Below are 16,520 nucleotides of genomic sequence, written 5' to 3' on the forward strand. Positions count from 1 at the left end.
ACCGATGCCTTCCGGTGCCGGGCCCCTTCCTCACGCCGGCCTTCCCCGGCCCCTCAACCGGAGAAGCCGACACGCGCGAGCCGCAGCGGGCCGCGCAGCCTGAGACGCACGTCGTGCACGCCCTCGGCGACGATTCCGGCGCGCAGCGTGGTGTAGTCGTACGGCCCCGCGGTAGGCGTCTTCGGACTGAGCACCGCCAGCACCGCGCCCCCGTCCAGGGACACTTCCACGGCGCCCCCGCCCGCGACCGTCACCCGCACCTCGCTGACGCCGTCCCCCAAGTCGCAGTCCCGGTAGAGCAGTTCGGCGACCCGGTCGCCCTCCGGCGTCACCGCGTCGCCCGCGACCTTCGTCCGGTCGACGATGACGGCCCCGCTCTGCTCGTCGAAGTCGGCCGCCTCCAGGCCGCGTCGGAGCACCGGCCGCGGGGCGCCGGGCTCACCGTCCAGGATCACCGTCGTACGCAGCCGGACGTCCTCGCTGGAGGCGCCCGCCAGGATGTCGTACGGGCCCGGCTCCAGCCGCCACCCGCCCCGCGTCACGTCCCAGAACTCGAAGGCGGACAGCGGGACTTCGAAGGCCAGCTCCGTCCGCTCGCCCGGGGCGAGCGTGACCCGGCGGTGCGCGAGCAGTTCGCGCCGCGGCCGCGGCACCGTCGGCTCGACGGCCCGGGTGTAGAGCTGGGCGACCTCGTCGGCCGTCACATCCCCGGTGTTGGTGACCGCGAAGGAGACGTGCAGCGCGTCGCCCGCCACCCGGGTCGCCAGATCGCCGTAGGAGAAGGCGGTGTAGGACAGGCCGTGTCCGAACGGGAACAGGGGCGTGCCCTCGAAGTACAGATAGGTCTGCCGGCCGCCGATCACGTCGTAGTCGAGCAGCCCGGGCAGATCGGCGTCGCTCTCGTACCAGGTCTGCGGGAGCCGGCCGGCCGGGGAGACGTCCCCGGCCAGGACCCGGGCGAGCGCGGTGCCGGCCGCCTGGCCGCCGTGCGCGGTCCACAGCACCGCCGGGAGCGAGGTGGCCGGCACGGCGTACGGATACGCCGAGACCAGCGCCAGCACCGTGCGCGGGTTCGCGGCGCGGGCCGCGCGCAGCAGGCGCTCCTGGTGGCCGGGCAGCCGCAGCGTCGTACGGTCCTCGGTCTCGCGGCCGTTGATGTGCGGGTCGTTCCCGGCGACGACCACGACCACGTCCGCCTGCTCGGCGACCCTGCGCACCGCCTCCTCGCCGCGCTCGGCGTAGATCAGCTCGAAGATTTCCGGATTCCCGTCGGCAACCTTCACTCCGTCGGCGGCGACCGTGACATGGCGACCCGTGCCCAGGTGCCGGAGGAGGTGACCGTTCTCGTGGGGTTCCAGGCGGAAGGTCTCCTGGACGACCCAGCCGCCGGGCTGGTCCGCGGAGGCGCGTACCCGGCCGTCGTCGGCGACCGAGAGGTACCGGCCGTCGGGGGCGCGCAGCGTGAGGACGCCGTCCCCCCAGTCCACCAGGGCGAGTTCGGTGCCGGCCGGGCCGGTGGTCAGCGGCGGCAGGTCGGTGCGGCCGGCCAGCAGCGCCGGGTCCAACGCCCCTTCCGCGCCGCGCACTTCGTCGTCCGCGTCGGCCGGGGGGACCTCCACGAACGCGCCGGACGACGTCCTGAGCCGGACGCGGTCGACGCCCTCCGCGAACTCCACGCGCTCTGCGCCGAAGCGCTCGTACAGGCCCTCCAGTGGGGTGGAGCGGTGGATCAACGTGCCGCTGTACCAGTCGAGTTTGCACTCGTCGGCCAGCAGGCCCACCACGCCCACGCGGCTGTCGGGGGCGAGCGGCAGCAGACCGTCGTTCTTCAGCAGCACGATCGCCTGCTCTGCCGCCTCCTGGGCGAGCGCGCGGTGCGCCGGGGTGTCGAAGTCGTGGGTGCCGGCGTGCGGGTCGTAGAGCGGGTCGAACTCGCCGAGGCGGAACCGCACCGAGAGCTGGCGGCGCACGGCCGTGTCGATGTCGGCCTCCGTCAGCAGCCCCTGGTCCAGGGCCCCTCGGACCCGGGCGGTGATCTTCGAGGGGTCGGTCCCGTGGTCGGTGAAGCTGTCCACCCCCGCGTGCAGGGCGGCCGCCGTCGCCTCCTCGTGGCTGTCGTAGTAGTGCTCGGAGTCGACCAGGTTGGAGGGCGCCCCCGCGTCCGAGCAGACCAGCAGCTCCTCCTCCGTCCAGGTGCGCAACTGCTCGCGCAGATACGGCGACACGTGGTTGGGGCGGCCGTTGACCAGGTTGTACGCGGGCATCACCCCGGCGACCGCGCCCGCCTCGACCGTCTCGCGGAAGGCGCGCAGGTCGTACTCGTGCAGGACGCGCGGACGCACCGAGGAGGACGAAGTGGCACGGTCCGTCTCGTTGTTGTGGGCGAGCCAGTGCTTGAGGACCGGCGCCGTGCGCCAGTACGTCGGGTGGTCGCCGCGCAGACCCCGGGTGTACGCCGTCGCGATCGCCGAGGTCAGTTTCGGGTCCTCCGAGTAGCCCTCCTCGTTGCGGCCCCACAGCGGATGCCGCAGCAGGTTCACCGTCGGGGACCAGACGTTGAGGCCCACCCGGTCGTCCCGGGCGCGCATCGCGCGGGTCTCCTTCGAGACCGCCTCGCCGACGCGGCGCACCAGGTCCGTGTTCCAGGTGGCGCCCAGGCCCACGGCCTGCGGGAAGACCGTCGCCGGGCCCATCCAGGCGACACCGTGCAGGGCCTCCTGGCCGGTGCGGAACGCGGCGACGCCGAGCCGCTCCACGGCGGGCGTGAACTGGTGCAGGAAGGAGATCTTCTCCTCCGGCGTGAGCCGCTCCAGCAGATCGTCGATGCGCTTCGCGAACGGCAGCTGCGGATCGCGGAACGGCGGCGTGGGCGGCGTCTGTTCGGTCACGTGGGGGTCCCCTTGCGATGGAGCGACGGAGCGCTTTCGAAGCGCTTCGATGCTGATTCGACGCATGGGCCGGTGTCAAGGGATGCACACCGTTACTTCAAGCGGCGCATAAGAAAAGGTCATCCTGGATAGCTCGGAGGAATTCTGGGAGCGACCCTTGTGCACCCCCGGACGTTCACTTAACCTCGCAGCAACATCGAAGCGCTTCGACTAGTGCGAGCCGCAGCCGTCGAAGGATCGCTTCAGCTCAGCCAGTTCCACTCGAGACACCGCAGCCGACGGCCCCCGCCGGGTGTCCTGGTGCGCCATGAAGGGTTGACGCAATGACGCCGAACGCCGCTTCCCCCTCCGGGCCGAGCCGGAGAAGCTTCCTCGCCTCGACCGCGGTCGCCACCGCGGCGGTCGCCGGCGGAATGCCGCTGCTGTCCGCGTGCGGGGCGTCGGACAGCGGCTCCGGTGGCGGTTCCTCCGCCGGCAAGGGCTCGCGGAAGCTGCTTCCGACCTACGTCGCCGACGACGTGGTGACCCCGGACATCCCCTCGAAGTACGGCTCTCCGCTGGGCTTCACCGGCAAGCTCGACCTCGGCACCCTCAAGACCTCGGTCCCCAAGAAGCTCGGCAAGGGCGGCAAGGTCACCGTCATGTCGCCGTTCTGGGGCTCCCCGCCCAAGCAGGACAACCCCTACTACAAGGGCATGAACGACCTCATCGGTGTGGACGTCGTCTGGCAGAACCAGGACGGCAACACCTACGACCAGAAGCTCGGCGCGGTCCTCGCCTCCAGCGACGTACCGGACGTGGTGGTCGTCCCGAGCTGGAACATGAACGGCCGGATACCCACCGCCATCATCAACAAGTTCGCCGACCTCGGCCCGTACCTGGCCGGCGACAAGGTCAAGGACTACCCCAATCTCGCGGCCATCCCGACCGACGCCTGGCAGCGCTGCATCATGGGCGGCAAGCTGCGCGGTCTGCCGCAGCCCTCCCCGCCCATCACCGGCATCGTGCCCCTCTACCGCAAGGACATCTTCGACAAGCAGGGCTACGAAGTCCCGCGCTCCGCCGACGAGTTCATGTCCCTCGCCAAGGAGATCACCAACGCGAAGGCCAAGCGGTGGGCCTGTCTGGACATGAAGTGGACGGCCTGGCAGATGTTCGGCGTGCTCTCCGGCAGCGAGAAGTCGCTCGGCTGGAACCTCGTCGACGGCAGGATGATCAACCGCATCGAGACCGACGAGTACCTCGAGGCGCTGGAGTGGACCCGCAAGCTCTTCGCCGCCGGGGTCGTGCACCCGGACTCCATGATGGGCAAGAACGCCCCCGACCCGGGGCCCAAGTTCGCGGCCGGCGAGTTCCTGATCTACCCCAACAACATCACCCAGTGGTGGAGCCGCACCGCCGAACAGGCGACCCAGAACCCTGCGTTCAAGATCTGGGGCATGGACGTGTACGCCCACGGCGGCGGCAACCCGACGGTCTGGGCGGAGCAGCCGGCCGGCATCTTCGCCTACGTCAACAAGAAGGCCTCGGAGTCCGTGATCCGTGACGTGCTGGCCGTCGCCGACGTCACCGCCGCGCCGTACGGCACCAAGGAGTACATGATGACCAACTACGGCGTCGAAGGCACCCACTACACGGTCAAGGACGGCGTGCCCGTCAAGACCACCGCGGGCAACAACCAGGTCCTCAACGCCTACGTCATGGTCGCCAGTCCCGCCGCCACCATCGCCCACCCCGACTTCCCCGACGTGGCCAAGGCGCAGGTGGAGTGGTACCAGCGGATGGGTTCCTTCACCAAGAAGTCCAGCTTCTACGGCCAGATGATCACCGAGCCCTCCCGCTTCATCAACCTCGGCAACGACTTCGAGCAGCTCGAGGACGACATCACCCGCGGCCGCAAGAAGATCAGCGACATGCAGCAGGCCGTCTCCGACTGGAAGTCCAAGGGCGGCGACAAACTGCGCGACTGGTACAAGAAGCTGCTCGACGACAACGGCTCGGCGGCGAGCTGACCCGGTACCGAGGCGAGGAGAAGGCCGTGTCCCACAGCACGGTGCCTCGGAGCAGGGCCGAGGCGAAGACGAAGCCGGCGAAGACCCCGGTGGCGTCCGACGGCGCCGGCACCCAGGGCCAGGCGCGTAAGGGCAGACTGAGCTTCCGGCTCCGGTTCGGACGGGACCGCGTCCTGCTCCTGATGACCGCGCCGGCGCTCGTCCTGGTCCTGCTCTTCAACTACCTGCCGATCCTGGGCAACATCGTCGCCTTCCAGGACTACGACCCCTACGTCAGCGACAACGGCATCGTCTCGATGCTGCACAGCCCCTGGGTCGGCTTCGAGAACTTCCAGCGGATCTTCGCGGACTCGTCCTTCTGGAACGCGGTCCAGAACACCCTGGTGATCTTCGTCCTGCAGCTCGTGCTGTTCTTCCCGATCCCCATCCTGCTCGCGCTGCTCATCAACAGCGTGGTCAGGCCACGGGTACGGGCGTTCGCCCAGGCCGTCCTGTACCTCCCGCACTTCTTCTCCTGGGTCCTGGTCATCTCCGTCTTCCAGCAACTCTTCGGCGGAGCGGGTGTGTTGTCGCAGCTGCTGCGCCAACACGGCTACAGCGGGCTGGACATCATGACCGACCCGTCCACCTTCAAGTTCCTCGTCACGGCGGAGGGCATCTGGAAGGACGCCGGCTGGGGGATCATCGTCTTCCTCGCCGCGCTGGCCTCGGTGAGCCCCGACCTCTACGAGGCGGCGGCGATGGACGGGGCCGGGCGCTGGCGCCGGATCTGGCACGTGACGCTGCCCGCGCTGCGTCCGGTGATCGCCCTGCTGCTGGTGCTGCGTGTGGGCGACGCGCTGACGGTCGGCTTCGAACAGATCCTGCTGCAACGCGATGCCGTCGGACCGGGCGCGGCGGAAGTCCTGGACACCTTCGTCTGGTGGAACGGCGTGCGCAACCAGGACTTCGGCTACGCGGCCGCCGCCGGACTCATCAAGGGCGTGGTCAGCCTCGGACTGGTCCTCGCCGCGAACAAGGTGGCCCATCTCATGGGCGAGCAGGGGGTGTACAAGAGGTGACCGCCGTCATCGACAAGCCGCCCACGGACGAGCGGACGCCGTTCCGGTGGGCCGCGCCGCCCCGGCCGTCCTGGGAGGAGGAGCCCCGCAAGGCCGGCCTGGCCGGCAAGGGGCTGGTCCTGACCCTGGCCTGCCTCGGCATCCTCTTCCCGATCTGGATCGTGGTCGTCACCAGCCTGTCCTCCCGGAAGACGATCGACCAGGCGGGCGGACTGGTCATGGTCCCCAAGGGCATCACGTTCATCGCGTACCGGGAGCTGCTGAGCGGGGGCCAGGTCACGCGGGCCGCGGTCATCAGCGTGCTGGTCACCCTGTTCGGAACGCTGTTCTCGATGGCCGTGTCCGTGCTGTGCGCGTACGGCCTCTCCCGCGTCGACTCGCTCGGCCACCGCTGGCTGCTGATGCTGCTGCTGGCGACCATGTTCTTCAGCGCCGGGCTCATCCCGACGTATCTGCTCGTCCAGTCCCTGGGCCTGACCGACAGTTACCTCGCGCTGATCCTGCCGAGCGCGGTGAGCGTCTTCAACATCCTCGTGCTGCGCGGGTTCTTCATGGGGATCTCGCCGGAACTCATCGACAGCGCGCGGATCGACGGCGCGGGTGACTTCCGGATCCTCCGGCAGATCGTGATGCCGCTGTCGCGGGCCGTGCTCGCGGTGATCACCCTGTTCTACGCCGTCGGTTACTGGAGTGCGTGGTTCAACGCGTCGCTGTACCTGAACGACCAGAACAAGATGCCCCTGCAGAACGTCATGATCCAGCTGGTGCAGAAGCAGGAGGCGCCGGTGGGGCTGGGGCAGGCGATCAAGACGGGGGAGCTGTCGGGGCTGGCCGTGCAGATGGCGGTGATGGTGATGGCGCTGCTGCCGGTGGCTGTGCTGTCGCCGTTCGTCCAGAAGCACTTCAAGAAGGGCATGTTGACCGGAGCGGTCAAGGGGTGACCGGGGCGCCTCTTGGGCGGGGGTCTTCGGTCGTCTGGCGGCTGCGGGTTCGTCGTGGTTGGTCGCGCCCACGCGGCGGAGCCGCATATCGATACAGCCCCGCGCCCCTGGGTAAGTCTGCCCACTCCTTCTCACACAGTGAGGTATGTGTCATGCGCGCGTCCGGGTTGAGTCGTCGTGCCGTTCTTGCGGGTACCGCCGCTGCTGCCGCAGTGCCGTTTCTCTCCCGGGGCGCCGAAGCAGCCGAAGTCGGCGCCGGTCGTCCCGCCTACCGGCGGCGCAACGCCGTCATCGGGGGGACCGGGTTCGTCACCGGGGTGCTGTTCCATCCGTCCTTCTCGAAGGTCGACAGCTGCTGGGCCTCGTACACCCTCGGCTTCGGGAAGGCGGCCGACGGGGCGGACTACCCGGCGATCTACCAGGTGGGTTCGACCGAGAGCATCACCGCCGTCCACCGCTCCGACGACGGCGCCAGGACCTGGGTGCGGATCAACGACGACCGGCATCAATGGGGCTACATCGGCGATGTGATCGTCGGTGACCCCCGGGTGTACGGGCGGGTCTACCTCGCCACCAACGGGCGGGGGATCCAGTACGGGGAGCCCGTCTGATGCCGGGGCTCGGCGACGCCACCCGTGGCCGCGTCCTCTTCGGCGGCGACTACAACCCGGAGCAGTGGCCCGAGGAGACCTGGCACGAGGACGTCCGGCTGATGAAGGACGCCGGCGTCAACTCCGTGACCCTCGGCGTCTTCTCCTGGGCGAAGCTCGAACCCCGGCCGGGGGAACGGGACTTCGGCTGGCTCGACCGGCTGATGGACCTCCTGCACGAGGGCGGCATCGGTGTCGTCCTCGCCACCCCGACCTCCTCGCCGCCGCCCTGGCTGGGCCACCTCCACCCCGAGACCCTGCCCCGCGACGAGGACGGCCGGGTCGAGTGGTGGGGCGGACGGCAGCACTTCTCGCACTCCAGCGCCGTCTACCGCCGCTACGCCGCCGCCATCACCGAGGACCTCGCCGCCCGCTACGGCGGCCACCCCGCCCTCACCATGTGGCACATCAACAACGAGTACTGCACCTACGACTGGGGCGACGAGGCCGCCGCCCGCTTCCGCGACTGGCTGCGGACGCGGTACGGCACGCTCGACGCCCTCAACTCAGCCTGGGGAACCGCCTTCTGGAGCCAGGGATACGGGGCGTGGGAGGAGGTGCTGCCGCCGCGGCACGCCCACTATCTGAAGAACCCCGGGCAGGTGCTGGACTTCAAGCGGTTCACCTCCGACATGCTCCTGGAGTGCTACGTCGCCGAGCGGGACATCGTCCGCCGGCACTCCCCGGCCCACATCCCCGTCACCACCAACTTCATGCCGCTGTGGGCCGGACAGGACGCCTGGCGCTGGGCCGAGGAGGAGGACGTCGTCTCCGTAGACCTGTATCCCGACCCACGTGACCCGTTCGGCGCCCAGCACGGCGCCCTCGTCCAGGACATGACCCGCTCGCAGGCCCGGGGTCCCTGGATGCTGATGGAGCAGGCGGCCGGGCCGGTGAACTGGCGGGGCGTCAACCACCCCAAGCCGCGCGGACTCAACCGGCTCTGGTCGCTCCAGGCCGTCGCCCGCGGCGCCGACGCCGTCTGCTACTTCCAGTGGCGGCAGTCACGGCAGGGCGCGGAGAAGTTCCACTCCGGGATGGTCCCGCACGCGGGGGAGGAGGGGCGCACCTTCCAGGAGATCAAGCAGATCGGTGCCGAACTAGCGCGGCTCGCCCACCGAGTGACGGGCAGTCATGTGGACTGCGACATCGCGATTCTTCACGACTGGCACTCCTGGTGGGCCGGTTCCCATGAGGGGCGGCTCTCCACCGAGGTCGACCACCCGCAGCTCCTCACCGCCTGGCACCGGGCGCTCTGGCAGGCCCACCTTGCCACCGACTTCGCCCACCCCGAGCACGACCTCACCGCGTACAAGCTGGTCGTCGTCCCGCACTCGTACGCCCTCACGGACGCGGCGATCGACAACCTCCTCTCCTACGTCCGCGGCGGCGGCACCCTCGTCTGCGGCTTCCTGACCGGCGTCGCCGACCAGGACGACCGGGTGCGCCCCGGAGGCATGGACGCCCGGCTGCGCGCACTGCTCGGCATCCGCACGCTGCACGAGTGGTGGCCGCTGGACGAGGACGAGACGGCCGAGACCGACCGGTTCCGCGGGATCCTGTGGTCGGAGGAGATCGACCCCGCCGAGGACGCCTCCGTGGAGGCCGTCTACAAGGGCGGGGAACTCGACGGCCTGCCCGCCGTGCTGCGCAACGGCCGTGCCTGGTACGTCTCCACGCTCCCCGAACCGCACGCGCTGCGTGCCCTGCTCGCCGGGATCGCGGCCGAGGCGGGGGTCCGTCCCGTCCTCGACGGTCTGCCGGACCAGGTCGAGGCGGTCCGCCGCGGCGATCTGCTCTTCCTGCTCAACCACGGCCGGGAAGCGGTGGCCGTGGAGGTGCCGGGCAGCCGTCACGACCTGCTGACGGGGGCGCAAGTCGGAGGCGAGGTCATGCTCGGCAGGTACGGCGTGGCGGTGTTGGCCCCATGACCATCGCGCACGGTACCCGGGAACCCCCACGAAGCGATCGCGGTGATCCGCCCCACCCGGACCAACGCGTCGAACTCCGGACTTCCTCCGGCGCGCGACCGCTCGACCCCGTCGCCGGAGAAGACCGCGTCCTCACTCTGGGGGCGTGGTAACCCCCGCAATCTCCCCCCACCCATGGAAGGGACACCATGGCACACAGCACCCTGCGCAAGGTCACCATGGCCGTGCTGGCCCCGGCGATGGCCCTCGGCGCCACCGTCGGCCTCGCCTCCGCCCCCGCCTCCGCCGCCGTCTGGAGCTCCTGCGACCAGTGGGGCAACACCACGCTGAACGGCTACACGCTCTACAACAACATCTGGGGCTCCGGCGCCGGCAGCCAGTGCATCTGGGCCAACTCCGGCACCAACTGGGGCGTCAACGCCAACCACCCCAACACCGGCGGCATCAAGTCCTACCCCAACGCCAAGAAGGTGATCAACAAGTCGATCACCTCGCTCGCCTCGCTCACCAGCAGCTACAACGTCTCGGTCCCGTCGTCCGGCGCCTACAACACGTCGTACGACATCTGGGACACCGGCTACAAGTACGAGATCATGCTCTGGGTCAACAAGACCGGCGCCGTGGGCCCGCTCGGCACCTCACAGGGCACCGTCACGCTCGGCGGCCACACCTGGACCGTCTACAAGGGCAACAACGGCTCCAACGACGTCTTCTCCTTCGTCCGCACCTCGAACTCGACCTCCGGCACCGTCAACGTCCTGCCCATCCTGAAGTGGATCAAGGACACCAAGGGCTGGTTCGGCAACGTCACCATCGGGGACCTGCAGTTCGGCTTCGAGATCACGTCGTCGTCCGGTGGCCTGAACTTCACCGTCAACAGCGAGAGTGTCAGCAGCAGTTGACCCGACGGCGGGCAGGCCGGGGTTTGATGAGCACATGCGCATCACCACCCCCCTGACTCTGAGCACCACAGCGATCGCCGCCGCCGCGCTGCTCGTCCTGCCGGGCACCGCGACGGCGGCCCCCGCGTCCGCACCGCTGCTTCCCGTGGTCTCCCTGGCCGCCGAACGCGTCGCCACCGCCGACCTGGTGGCCGCCGCCAAGTGGGGCACCGACAGCCCCATCGACGACCCGGCCCGCGAGCAGCAGGTCCTGGACACGGCTGCCGCGCAGGCCCAGCGGATCGGCGCCGACCCCGACGAGATCCGCCGTGTCTTCCGCGACCAGATCGAGGCCAACAAGATCGTCCAGCGGGCCCTCTACGCCCGCTGGACGGCCCACCCGGACCAGGCGCCGACCACGAAGCCGGACCTGAACGTCGTCCGCCAGACCATCAACCGCCTCAACACCGACCTGGTCCAGGCCGTCGCCGACTCCACCCCGGAGCGCGGTACCGCGCTCTGCCGCCCGGAACTCGCGGTGGCGGTCACCGAGGTCTCCCACGAGCAGCACGCGGACCTCCTGCACACGGGGGCCCTGGTACGGTCACTGGCCTCCTTGTGCCGTGACTGACCCCCGGGTTTCCGGCCACGCCGGACTCAGGGGCGCGGCGACTCCTCCGCAGCGATCGGAAGCCGCGCCCCGTCCCGCAGGAACAGCGGGATACGGTCCAGCGGCGCGTCGACCGTCACCGCCGAGCCGCCCTCGTACACCTCACCCGTCCACGCGTCCGTCCACGTCGACCCCGCCGGCAGATACGCGCTGCGGACGGTCGCACCCGCCTCCAGCACGGGGGCCACCAGCAGGTCGCGTCCGAACAGATAGGCGTCGTCGACCGACCAGGCCGCCGGATCCTCCGGGAACTCCAGGAACAGCGGCCGCATCACCGGCAGCCCCTCCTCGTGCGCCTCCCGCATGACCTCCAGCACGTACGGCCGCAGACGCTCACGCAGGCGCAGATACCGCTCCAGGATCGCGCCCGCCTCCTGCCCGTACGACCAGACCTCGTTCGGACCGCCGGTCATCTCCGGGCCGAGCGGCATCGCCGGGTCACGGAAGCCGTGCAGCCGCATCAGCGGGGACAGCGCCCCGAACTGGAACCAGCGCACCATGACCTCCCGGTACGCCGGGTCGTCGGGGTCGCCGCCGTGGAAGCCGCCGATGTCCGTGTTCCACCAGGGGATGCCGGACAGCGCGGTGTTCAGCCCCGCCGCGATCTGCCGCCGCAGCGTCGGGAAGTCCGTGCCGATGTCCCCGGACCACAGGGCCGCGCCGTAGCGCTGACTGCCCGCCCACGCCGAGCGGTTGAGGGTGACGACCTCCTCGCCCTCGGCCCGCAGACCCTCGTGGAACGTCCGGGAGTTCTCCGCCGGATAGATGTTGCCGACCTCCAGCCCCGGCCCCGCCCAGTACCGCAGGTTCTCCTGGAATCCCGGCTTCAGCTCGGGCTCGCAGGCGTCCAGCCAGAACGCCGTGATGCCGTACGGACGCAGGTAGTTGTCCCGCACCCTCGACCACACGAACTCCCGCGCCTGGGGGTTCGTCGCGTCGTAGAAGGCGACCTGGACCGTCGACGCGACCTGCTTGTCCGGCCAGTCGGCGTGCGCCATCGGCCCGTACTGCGTGCCGATGAAGTAGCCCCGCTGCTCCATCACCGGATGGTTCTCGCTGAGCGGCGACACGGACGGCCACACGCTGACCACCAACTTGATGCCGAGCTCGTCCAGTTCACGGACCATCGCCGCCGGGTCCGGCCACTCGGCCGGGTCGAACCGCCACTCGCCGAGGTGCGTCCAGTGGAAGAAGTCGCACACGATCGCGGAGATCGGCAGCCCCCGCCGCTTGTACTCCCGTGCCACCTCCAGGAGTTCGTCCTGCGTCCGGTAGCGGAGCTTGCACTGCCAGAAGCCCGCCGCCCACTCCGGCAGCATCGGCGTCCGGCCCGTCACCGCGCTGTAGCGGCGCTGACCGTCAGCCGGGCTGCCCGCGGTGATCCAGTAGTCGATCTGCCGCGCCGAGTCGGCCACCCACCGGGTGCCGTTCCCGGCCAGCTCCACCCGGCCGATCGCCGGGTTGTTCCACAGGAAGGTGTAACCGCGGCTGGAGGACAGCACCGGGATGCCGACCTCGGCATTGCGTTGCACCAGGTCCAGGACCAGCCCCTTCTGGTCGAAGCGGCCGTGCTGGTGCTGGCCGAGCCCGTACAGCCGCTCGTCGTCGTAGGCGGCGAAGCGCTGCTCCAGACGGTGATGGCCGTTGCCCACGGCCGTGTACAGCCGCGACCCCGGCCACCAGAAGTGTGCCCGCTCCTCGGCCAGCACCTCGCTGCCGTCCTCGGTGCGCAGGAAACGGACCAGGCCCTCGGCGCTCACCTCGACGGTCAGCGCGCCGACGGTCAACCGCCCCTGCCCGTCATCGATCTTGACGCTGCTCTCGGTGGCCGGCGCCACCTCGAGGAGCGCGCCCGGCAGCCCCTCGAGGACCGGCCCGCCGAGCCGGGCGCGCACCCGGACCGCGTCCGGGCCCCACGGCTCGACGCGCAGGGTCTCCTGGCGGCCGCTCCACTCCAGCGCGCCGTCCCGCTCACGGAAGGTGCCGACCGTGGGGGACGACTGCGCGAGGCTGACCTGATGCCGCTGATCGGCGGGCTGGTTCACGAAGGGTGCTCCCGGAAGGTCGTGCGGGTGCCCGGCGGACACCCAGAAGCGGGGTTCAGGAAATACGGCCGGCGGGAGCCGGACCCGTACTCGCCCGGACCGTCAACTCGGGTGCGATCAGCACCACTTCGTCCGTGCCCCGGCCGTCGAGCTTGGCGACCAGGTGCTCCACGGCGTACCGGCCCATCTCCTGTGCGGGGATGGCCACGGACGTCAGCCGCACCGAGGCCTGGACGGCGACCTGCTCCGGACAGACCGCCACCACGGACACGTCCTCGGGAACGGCACGGCCCTGCTGGCGCAGCAGGGCGAGCAGCGGCTCCACCGCCGACTCGTTCTGCACGACGAACCCGCTGGTGCCCGGGCGCTCGTCCAGGATGCGGGCGAGCGTCACGGCCATCGCGTCGTACCCGCCCTCGCACGGCCGGTGCAGCAGCCCCACCCCCAACTCCTGGGCGCGCGAGCGGAGTCCGTCCAGCGTGCGTTCCGCGAAACCCGTGTGCCGCTCGTAGACCGCCGGGGCCTCGCCTATGACAGCGATGTCACGGTGACCGAGCATCGCCAGATGCTCCACACACAGTGCGCCGGTCGCCCGGAAGTCCAGGTCGACGCAGGTCAGACCGGTCGTCTCGGCGGGCAGCCCGATCAGCACCGACGGCTGGTCTGTGCCGCGCAGCAGCGGCAGCCGCTCGTCGTCGAGTTCGACGTCCATCAGGATCATCGCGTCCGCCAGCCCGCTGCCGGTGACCCGGCGGACCGCGTCCGGGCCCTCCTCGCCGGTCAGCAGCAGCACGTCGTACCCATGGGTGCGGGCCGTCGTGGCCACCGCGATGGCGATCTCCATCATCACCGGCACATACATGTCGGTGCGCAGCGGGACCATCAGCGCGATGATGTTCGACCTGCTGCTGGCGAGCGCCCGGGCGCCCGCGTTCGGGTGGTAGCCGAGCTCGCGGATGCTCTGCTCGACCCGCTGCCGGGTGGTCGCGGAGATGGACCGCTTGCCGCTGAGGACATAGCTCACCGTGCTCGCCGAGACTCCGGCGTGCTGGGCGACCTCGGCGAGGGTGACCATCCAGCTCTCCAAGCGGTGTGAAGCGCTTCGACAGTGCGCATGACTGACAGGGGTGGGTGTGAGGGTGGTTCGACACTAGCTCTGCCGCCCCTGGGTGTCCATAGTCAGTCGAAGCGCTTCGACAGCTTTTCTCGTGCGAAACGCGCCGGTGCCGTGGGGGGTCAGACCGAACGGTCTCCCGGAAAGACGTCCGGCGCAACTCCGCGGACCGGCCCGGCGCGGACGCCATTGGGCCGATCGGCTGCGCGAAGGGTGGTGGGGTCGCCCGCTATCGGGTAGATACGATCGGGTAGCACCCGTCGGTAACCATAACGGTCCAAGATCCCGATTCGCGGCGAGGTGAGCCTCATGTCCGCCAGCCCCACCGAGTCCACAGGGCGCCCCACCGTCTCCGAGCGTGAGGCCCGCCAGGTGGCCGAGGCGGCCCGGGAACAGGAATGGCGCAAGCCCAGCTTCGCCAAGGAACTGTTCCTCGGCCGCTTCCGCCTCGACCTGGTCCACCCCCACCCCACCCCCTCCATCGAGGCCGCCCAGCGCGGCGAGGAGTTCCTCGCCAAGCTCCGCGACTTCTGCGAGACCAAGGTCGACGGCGCCCTCATCGAACGCGAGGGCCGCATCCCCGACGAGGTCATCAACGGCCTCAAGGAGATCGGCGCCCTCGGCATGAAGATCGACACCAAGTACGGCGGCCTCGGCCTCACCCAGGTGTACTACAACAAGGCCCTCACTCTGGCGGGCTCCGCCTCCCCGGCCATCGGCGTCCTGCTCTCCGCCCATCAGTCGATCGGCGTACCCCAGCCGCTCAAGTTGTTCGGCACCCAGGAACAGAAGGAACAGTTCCTGCCCCGGTGCGCCCGCACCGACATCAGCGCCTTCCTCCTCACCGAACCGGACGTCGGCTCCGACCCCGCCCGCCTCGCCACCACCGCGGTACGCGACGGCGACGACTACGTCCTCGACGGCGTCAAACTCTGGACCACCAACGGCGTCGTCGCCGACCTCCTCGTCGTCATGGCCCGCGTGCCCAGGAGCGAGGGCTACAAGGGCGGCATCACCGCCTTCGTCGTCGAGACCAACTCACCCGGCATCACCGTCGAGAACCGCAACGCCTTCATGGGCCTGCGCGGCATCGAGAACGGCGTCACCCGCTTCCACCAGGTCCGCGTCCCCGCCGCCAACCGCATCGGCCCCGAAGGCGCCGGCCTCAAGATCGCGCTCACCACCCTCAACACCGGCCGGCTCTCCCTGCCCGCCTCCTGCGTCGCCGCCGGCAAGTGGTGCCTGAAGATCGCCCGCGAATGGTCCGCCGCCCGCGAGCAGTGGGGCAAACCGATCGCCCAGCACGAAGCCGTCGGCGCCAAGATCTCCTTCATCGCGGCCACCACCTTCGCCCTGGAGGCCGTGCTCGACCTGTCCTCCCAGATGGCCGACGAGGACCGCAACGACATCCGCATCGAAGGCGCCCTCGCCAAGCTCTACGCCTCCGAGATGGGCTGGCTCATCGCCGACGAACTCGTCCAGATCCGCGGCGGCCGCGGCTTCGAGACCGCCGACTCCCTGCGGGCCCGCGGCGAACGCGCCGTCCCCGCCGAACAGGTCCTGCGCGACCTGCGCATCAACCGCATCTTCGAGGGCTCCACCGAGATCATGCACCTCCTCATCGCCCGCGAGGCCGTCGACGCCCACCTCTCCGTCGCCGGCGACCTCATCGACCCCGACAAGTCCCTCCAGGACAAGGCGAAAGCAGGCATGGGCGCGGGCGTCTTCTACGCCAAGTGGCTGCCCAAACTCGTCGCCGGCCCCGGCCAACTCCCCACCTCCTACAGCGAGTTCAAACGAGAGGTCGACCTCTCCGTCCACCTGCGCCACGTCGAACGGCACGCCCGCAAGCTCGCCCGCGCCACCTTCTACGCCATGTCCCGCTGGCAGGGGAAGATGGAGACCAAACAGGGCTTCCTCGGCCGGATCGTCGACATCGGCGCCGAACTGTTCGCCATGAGCGCCGCCTGCGTCCGCGCCGAACTCCTGCGCAGCCAGGGCGACCACGGCCGCGAGGCCTACCAGCTCGCCGACGTCTTCTGCCGCCAGGCCCGCATCCGCGTCGAGGAACTCTTCAACCGGCTGTGGACCAACACCGACGACCTCGACCGCAAACTCGTCAAGGGCGTCATGTCCGGCACCTACGCATGGCTCGAACAGGGCATCGTCGACCCCTCCGGCGAAGGCCCCTGGATCGCCGAGGCCGCCCCCGGCCCCTCCCAGAAGGAGAACGTCCACCGCCCCATCGGCTGACGCCCAGGGAGTGCGGGCCACCGAAGGGACGAAGACGCGTCCCCCTCACCCCCCGTGCGGGGGACGAGGGGGAC

Annotated in this window: 10 protein-coding genes and 1 pseudogene; 8 read left to right on the top strand and 3 right to left on the bottom strand. The window is 70.0% G+C overall.

Going from position 1 to position 16,520, the window contains the following annotated elements:
* Positions 1-53: 53 nt before the first annotated feature.
* Entirely contained in the window at positions 54-2,888 is a 2,835-nt protein-coding gene (locus MKW14_RS28590; protein WP_240867054.1) for a glycoside hydrolase family 3 C-terminal domain-containing protein, read from the bottom strand.
* Positions 2,889-3,211: 323 nt separating this feature from the next.
* Here MKW14_RS28590 and MKW14_RS28595 point away from each other — a divergent pair, with 323 nt between their 5' ends.
* The 7 genes and pseudogenes from MKW14_RS28595 (at position 3,212) to MKW14_RS28625 (ending at position 10,995) form a co-directional block, all read left to right on the top strand.
* Positions 3,212-4,900: an extracellular solute-binding protein gene (locus tag MKW14_RS28595; RefSeq protein ID WP_240867057.1), complete on the top strand. Its 1,689-nt coding sequence runs from the start codon at positions 3,212-3,214 to the stop codon at positions 4,898-4,900.
* A gap of 26 nt (positions 4,901-4,926) precedes the next feature.
* Positions 4,927-5,961 (top strand): ABC transporter permease, encoded by a 1,035-nt coding sequence (locus tag MKW14_RS28600; RefSeq protein WP_240867060.1) that lies wholly within the window; start codon positions 4,927-4,929, stop codon positions 5,959-5,961.
* Entirely contained in the window at positions 5,958-6,902 is a 945-nt protein-coding gene (locus tag MKW14_RS28605; protein WP_240867061.1) for a carbohydrate ABC transporter permease, read from the top strand. Before MKW14_RS28600 ends, MKW14_RS28605 begins: the two co-directional genes overlap by 4 nt.
* A gap of 332 nt (positions 6,903-7,234) precedes the next feature.
* Positions 7,235-7,513: pseudogene (locus tag MKW14_RS28610) on the top strand (1,4-beta-glucanase); the annotation flags it as partial.
* On the top strand, positions 7,513-9,483 hold the full coding sequence (locus tag MKW14_RS28615; protein WP_240867063.1) for a beta-galactosidase: 1,971 nt from the start codon (positions 7,513-7,515) through the stop codon (positions 9,481-9,483). The pseudogene MKW14_RS28610 and the gene MKW14_RS28615, both read left to right, overlap by 1 nt.
* A gap of 188 nt (positions 9,484-9,671) precedes the next feature.
* Positions 9,672-10,385, top strand: coding sequence for a glycoside hydrolase family 12 protein (locus tag MKW14_RS28620; RefSeq protein ID WP_240867065.1), 714 nt, complete (start codon positions 9,672-9,674; stop codon positions 10,383-10,385).
* A 34-nt stretch (positions 10,386-10,419) separates the two neighbouring features.
* Positions 10,420-10,995: a chorismate mutase gene (locus tag MKW14_RS28625; protein ID WP_240867067.1), complete on the top strand. Its 576-nt coding sequence runs from the start codon at positions 10,420-10,422 to the stop codon at positions 10,993-10,995.
* Between the two features lie 26 nt (positions 10,996-11,021).
* Here MKW14_RS28625 and MKW14_RS28630 read toward each other — a convergent pair whose 3' ends face one another.
* Positions 11,022-13,079 carry a glycoside hydrolase family 31 protein gene (locus MKW14_RS28630; RefSeq protein ID WP_240867071.1) on the bottom strand — a complete coding sequence of 686 codons (2,058 nt, stop codon included), beginning with the start codon at positions 13,077-13,079 and terminating at the stop codon, positions 11,022-11,024.
* Between the two features lie 55 nt (positions 13,080-13,134).
* On the bottom strand, positions 13,135-14,154 hold the full coding sequence (locus tag MKW14_RS28635; RefSeq protein ID WP_240867073.1) for a LacI family DNA-binding transcriptional regulator: 1,020 nt from the start codon (positions 14,152-14,154) through the stop codon (positions 13,135-13,137).
* 348 nt (positions 14,155-14,502) lie between these two features.
* Here MKW14_RS28635 and MKW14_RS28640 point away from each other — a divergent pair, with 348 nt between their 5' ends.
* Entirely contained in the window at positions 14,503-16,446 is a 1,944-nt protein-coding gene (locus tag MKW14_RS28640; RefSeq protein WP_240867075.1) for an acyl-CoA dehydrogenase family protein, read from the top strand.
* Positions 16,447-16,520: the final 74 nt, after the last annotated feature.

The sequence above is a fragment of the Streptomyces gilvus genome (assembly GCF_022513565.1).
GTDB classification, from domain to species: domain Bacteria; phylum Actinomycetota; class Actinomycetes; order Streptomycetales; family Streptomycetaceae; genus Streptomyces; species Streptomyces gilvus.

What these genes read in the sequence shown, in the direction of transcription:
- MKW14_RS28595 (WP_240867057.1), top strand. Translation starts at nt 3,212, where the DNA reads ATGACGCCGAACGCCGCTTCCCCCTCCGGGCCGAGCCGGAGAAGCTTC.
- MKW14_RS28615 (WP_240867063.1), top strand. Translation starts at nt 7,513, where the DNA reads ATGCCGGGGCTCGGCGACGCCACCCGTGGCCGCGTCCTCTTCGGCGGC.
- MKW14_RS28625 (WP_240867067.1), top strand. Translation starts at nt 10,420, where the DNA reads ATGCGCATCACCACCCCCCTGACTCTGAGCACCACAGCGATCGCCGCC.
- MKW14_RS28640 (WP_240867075.1), top strand. Translation starts at nt 14,503, where the DNA reads ATGTCCGCCAGCCCCACCGAGTCCACAGGGCGCCCCACCGTCTCCGAG.
- MKW14_RS28620 (WP_240867065.1), top strand. Translation starts at nt 9,672, where the DNA reads ATGGCACACAGCACCCTGCGCAAGGTCACCATGGCCGTGCTGGCCCCG.
- MKW14_RS28635 (WP_240867073.1), bottom strand. Translation starts at nt 14,154, where the DNA reads ATGGTCACCCTCGCCGAGGTCGCCCAGCACGCCGGAGTCTCGGCGAGC.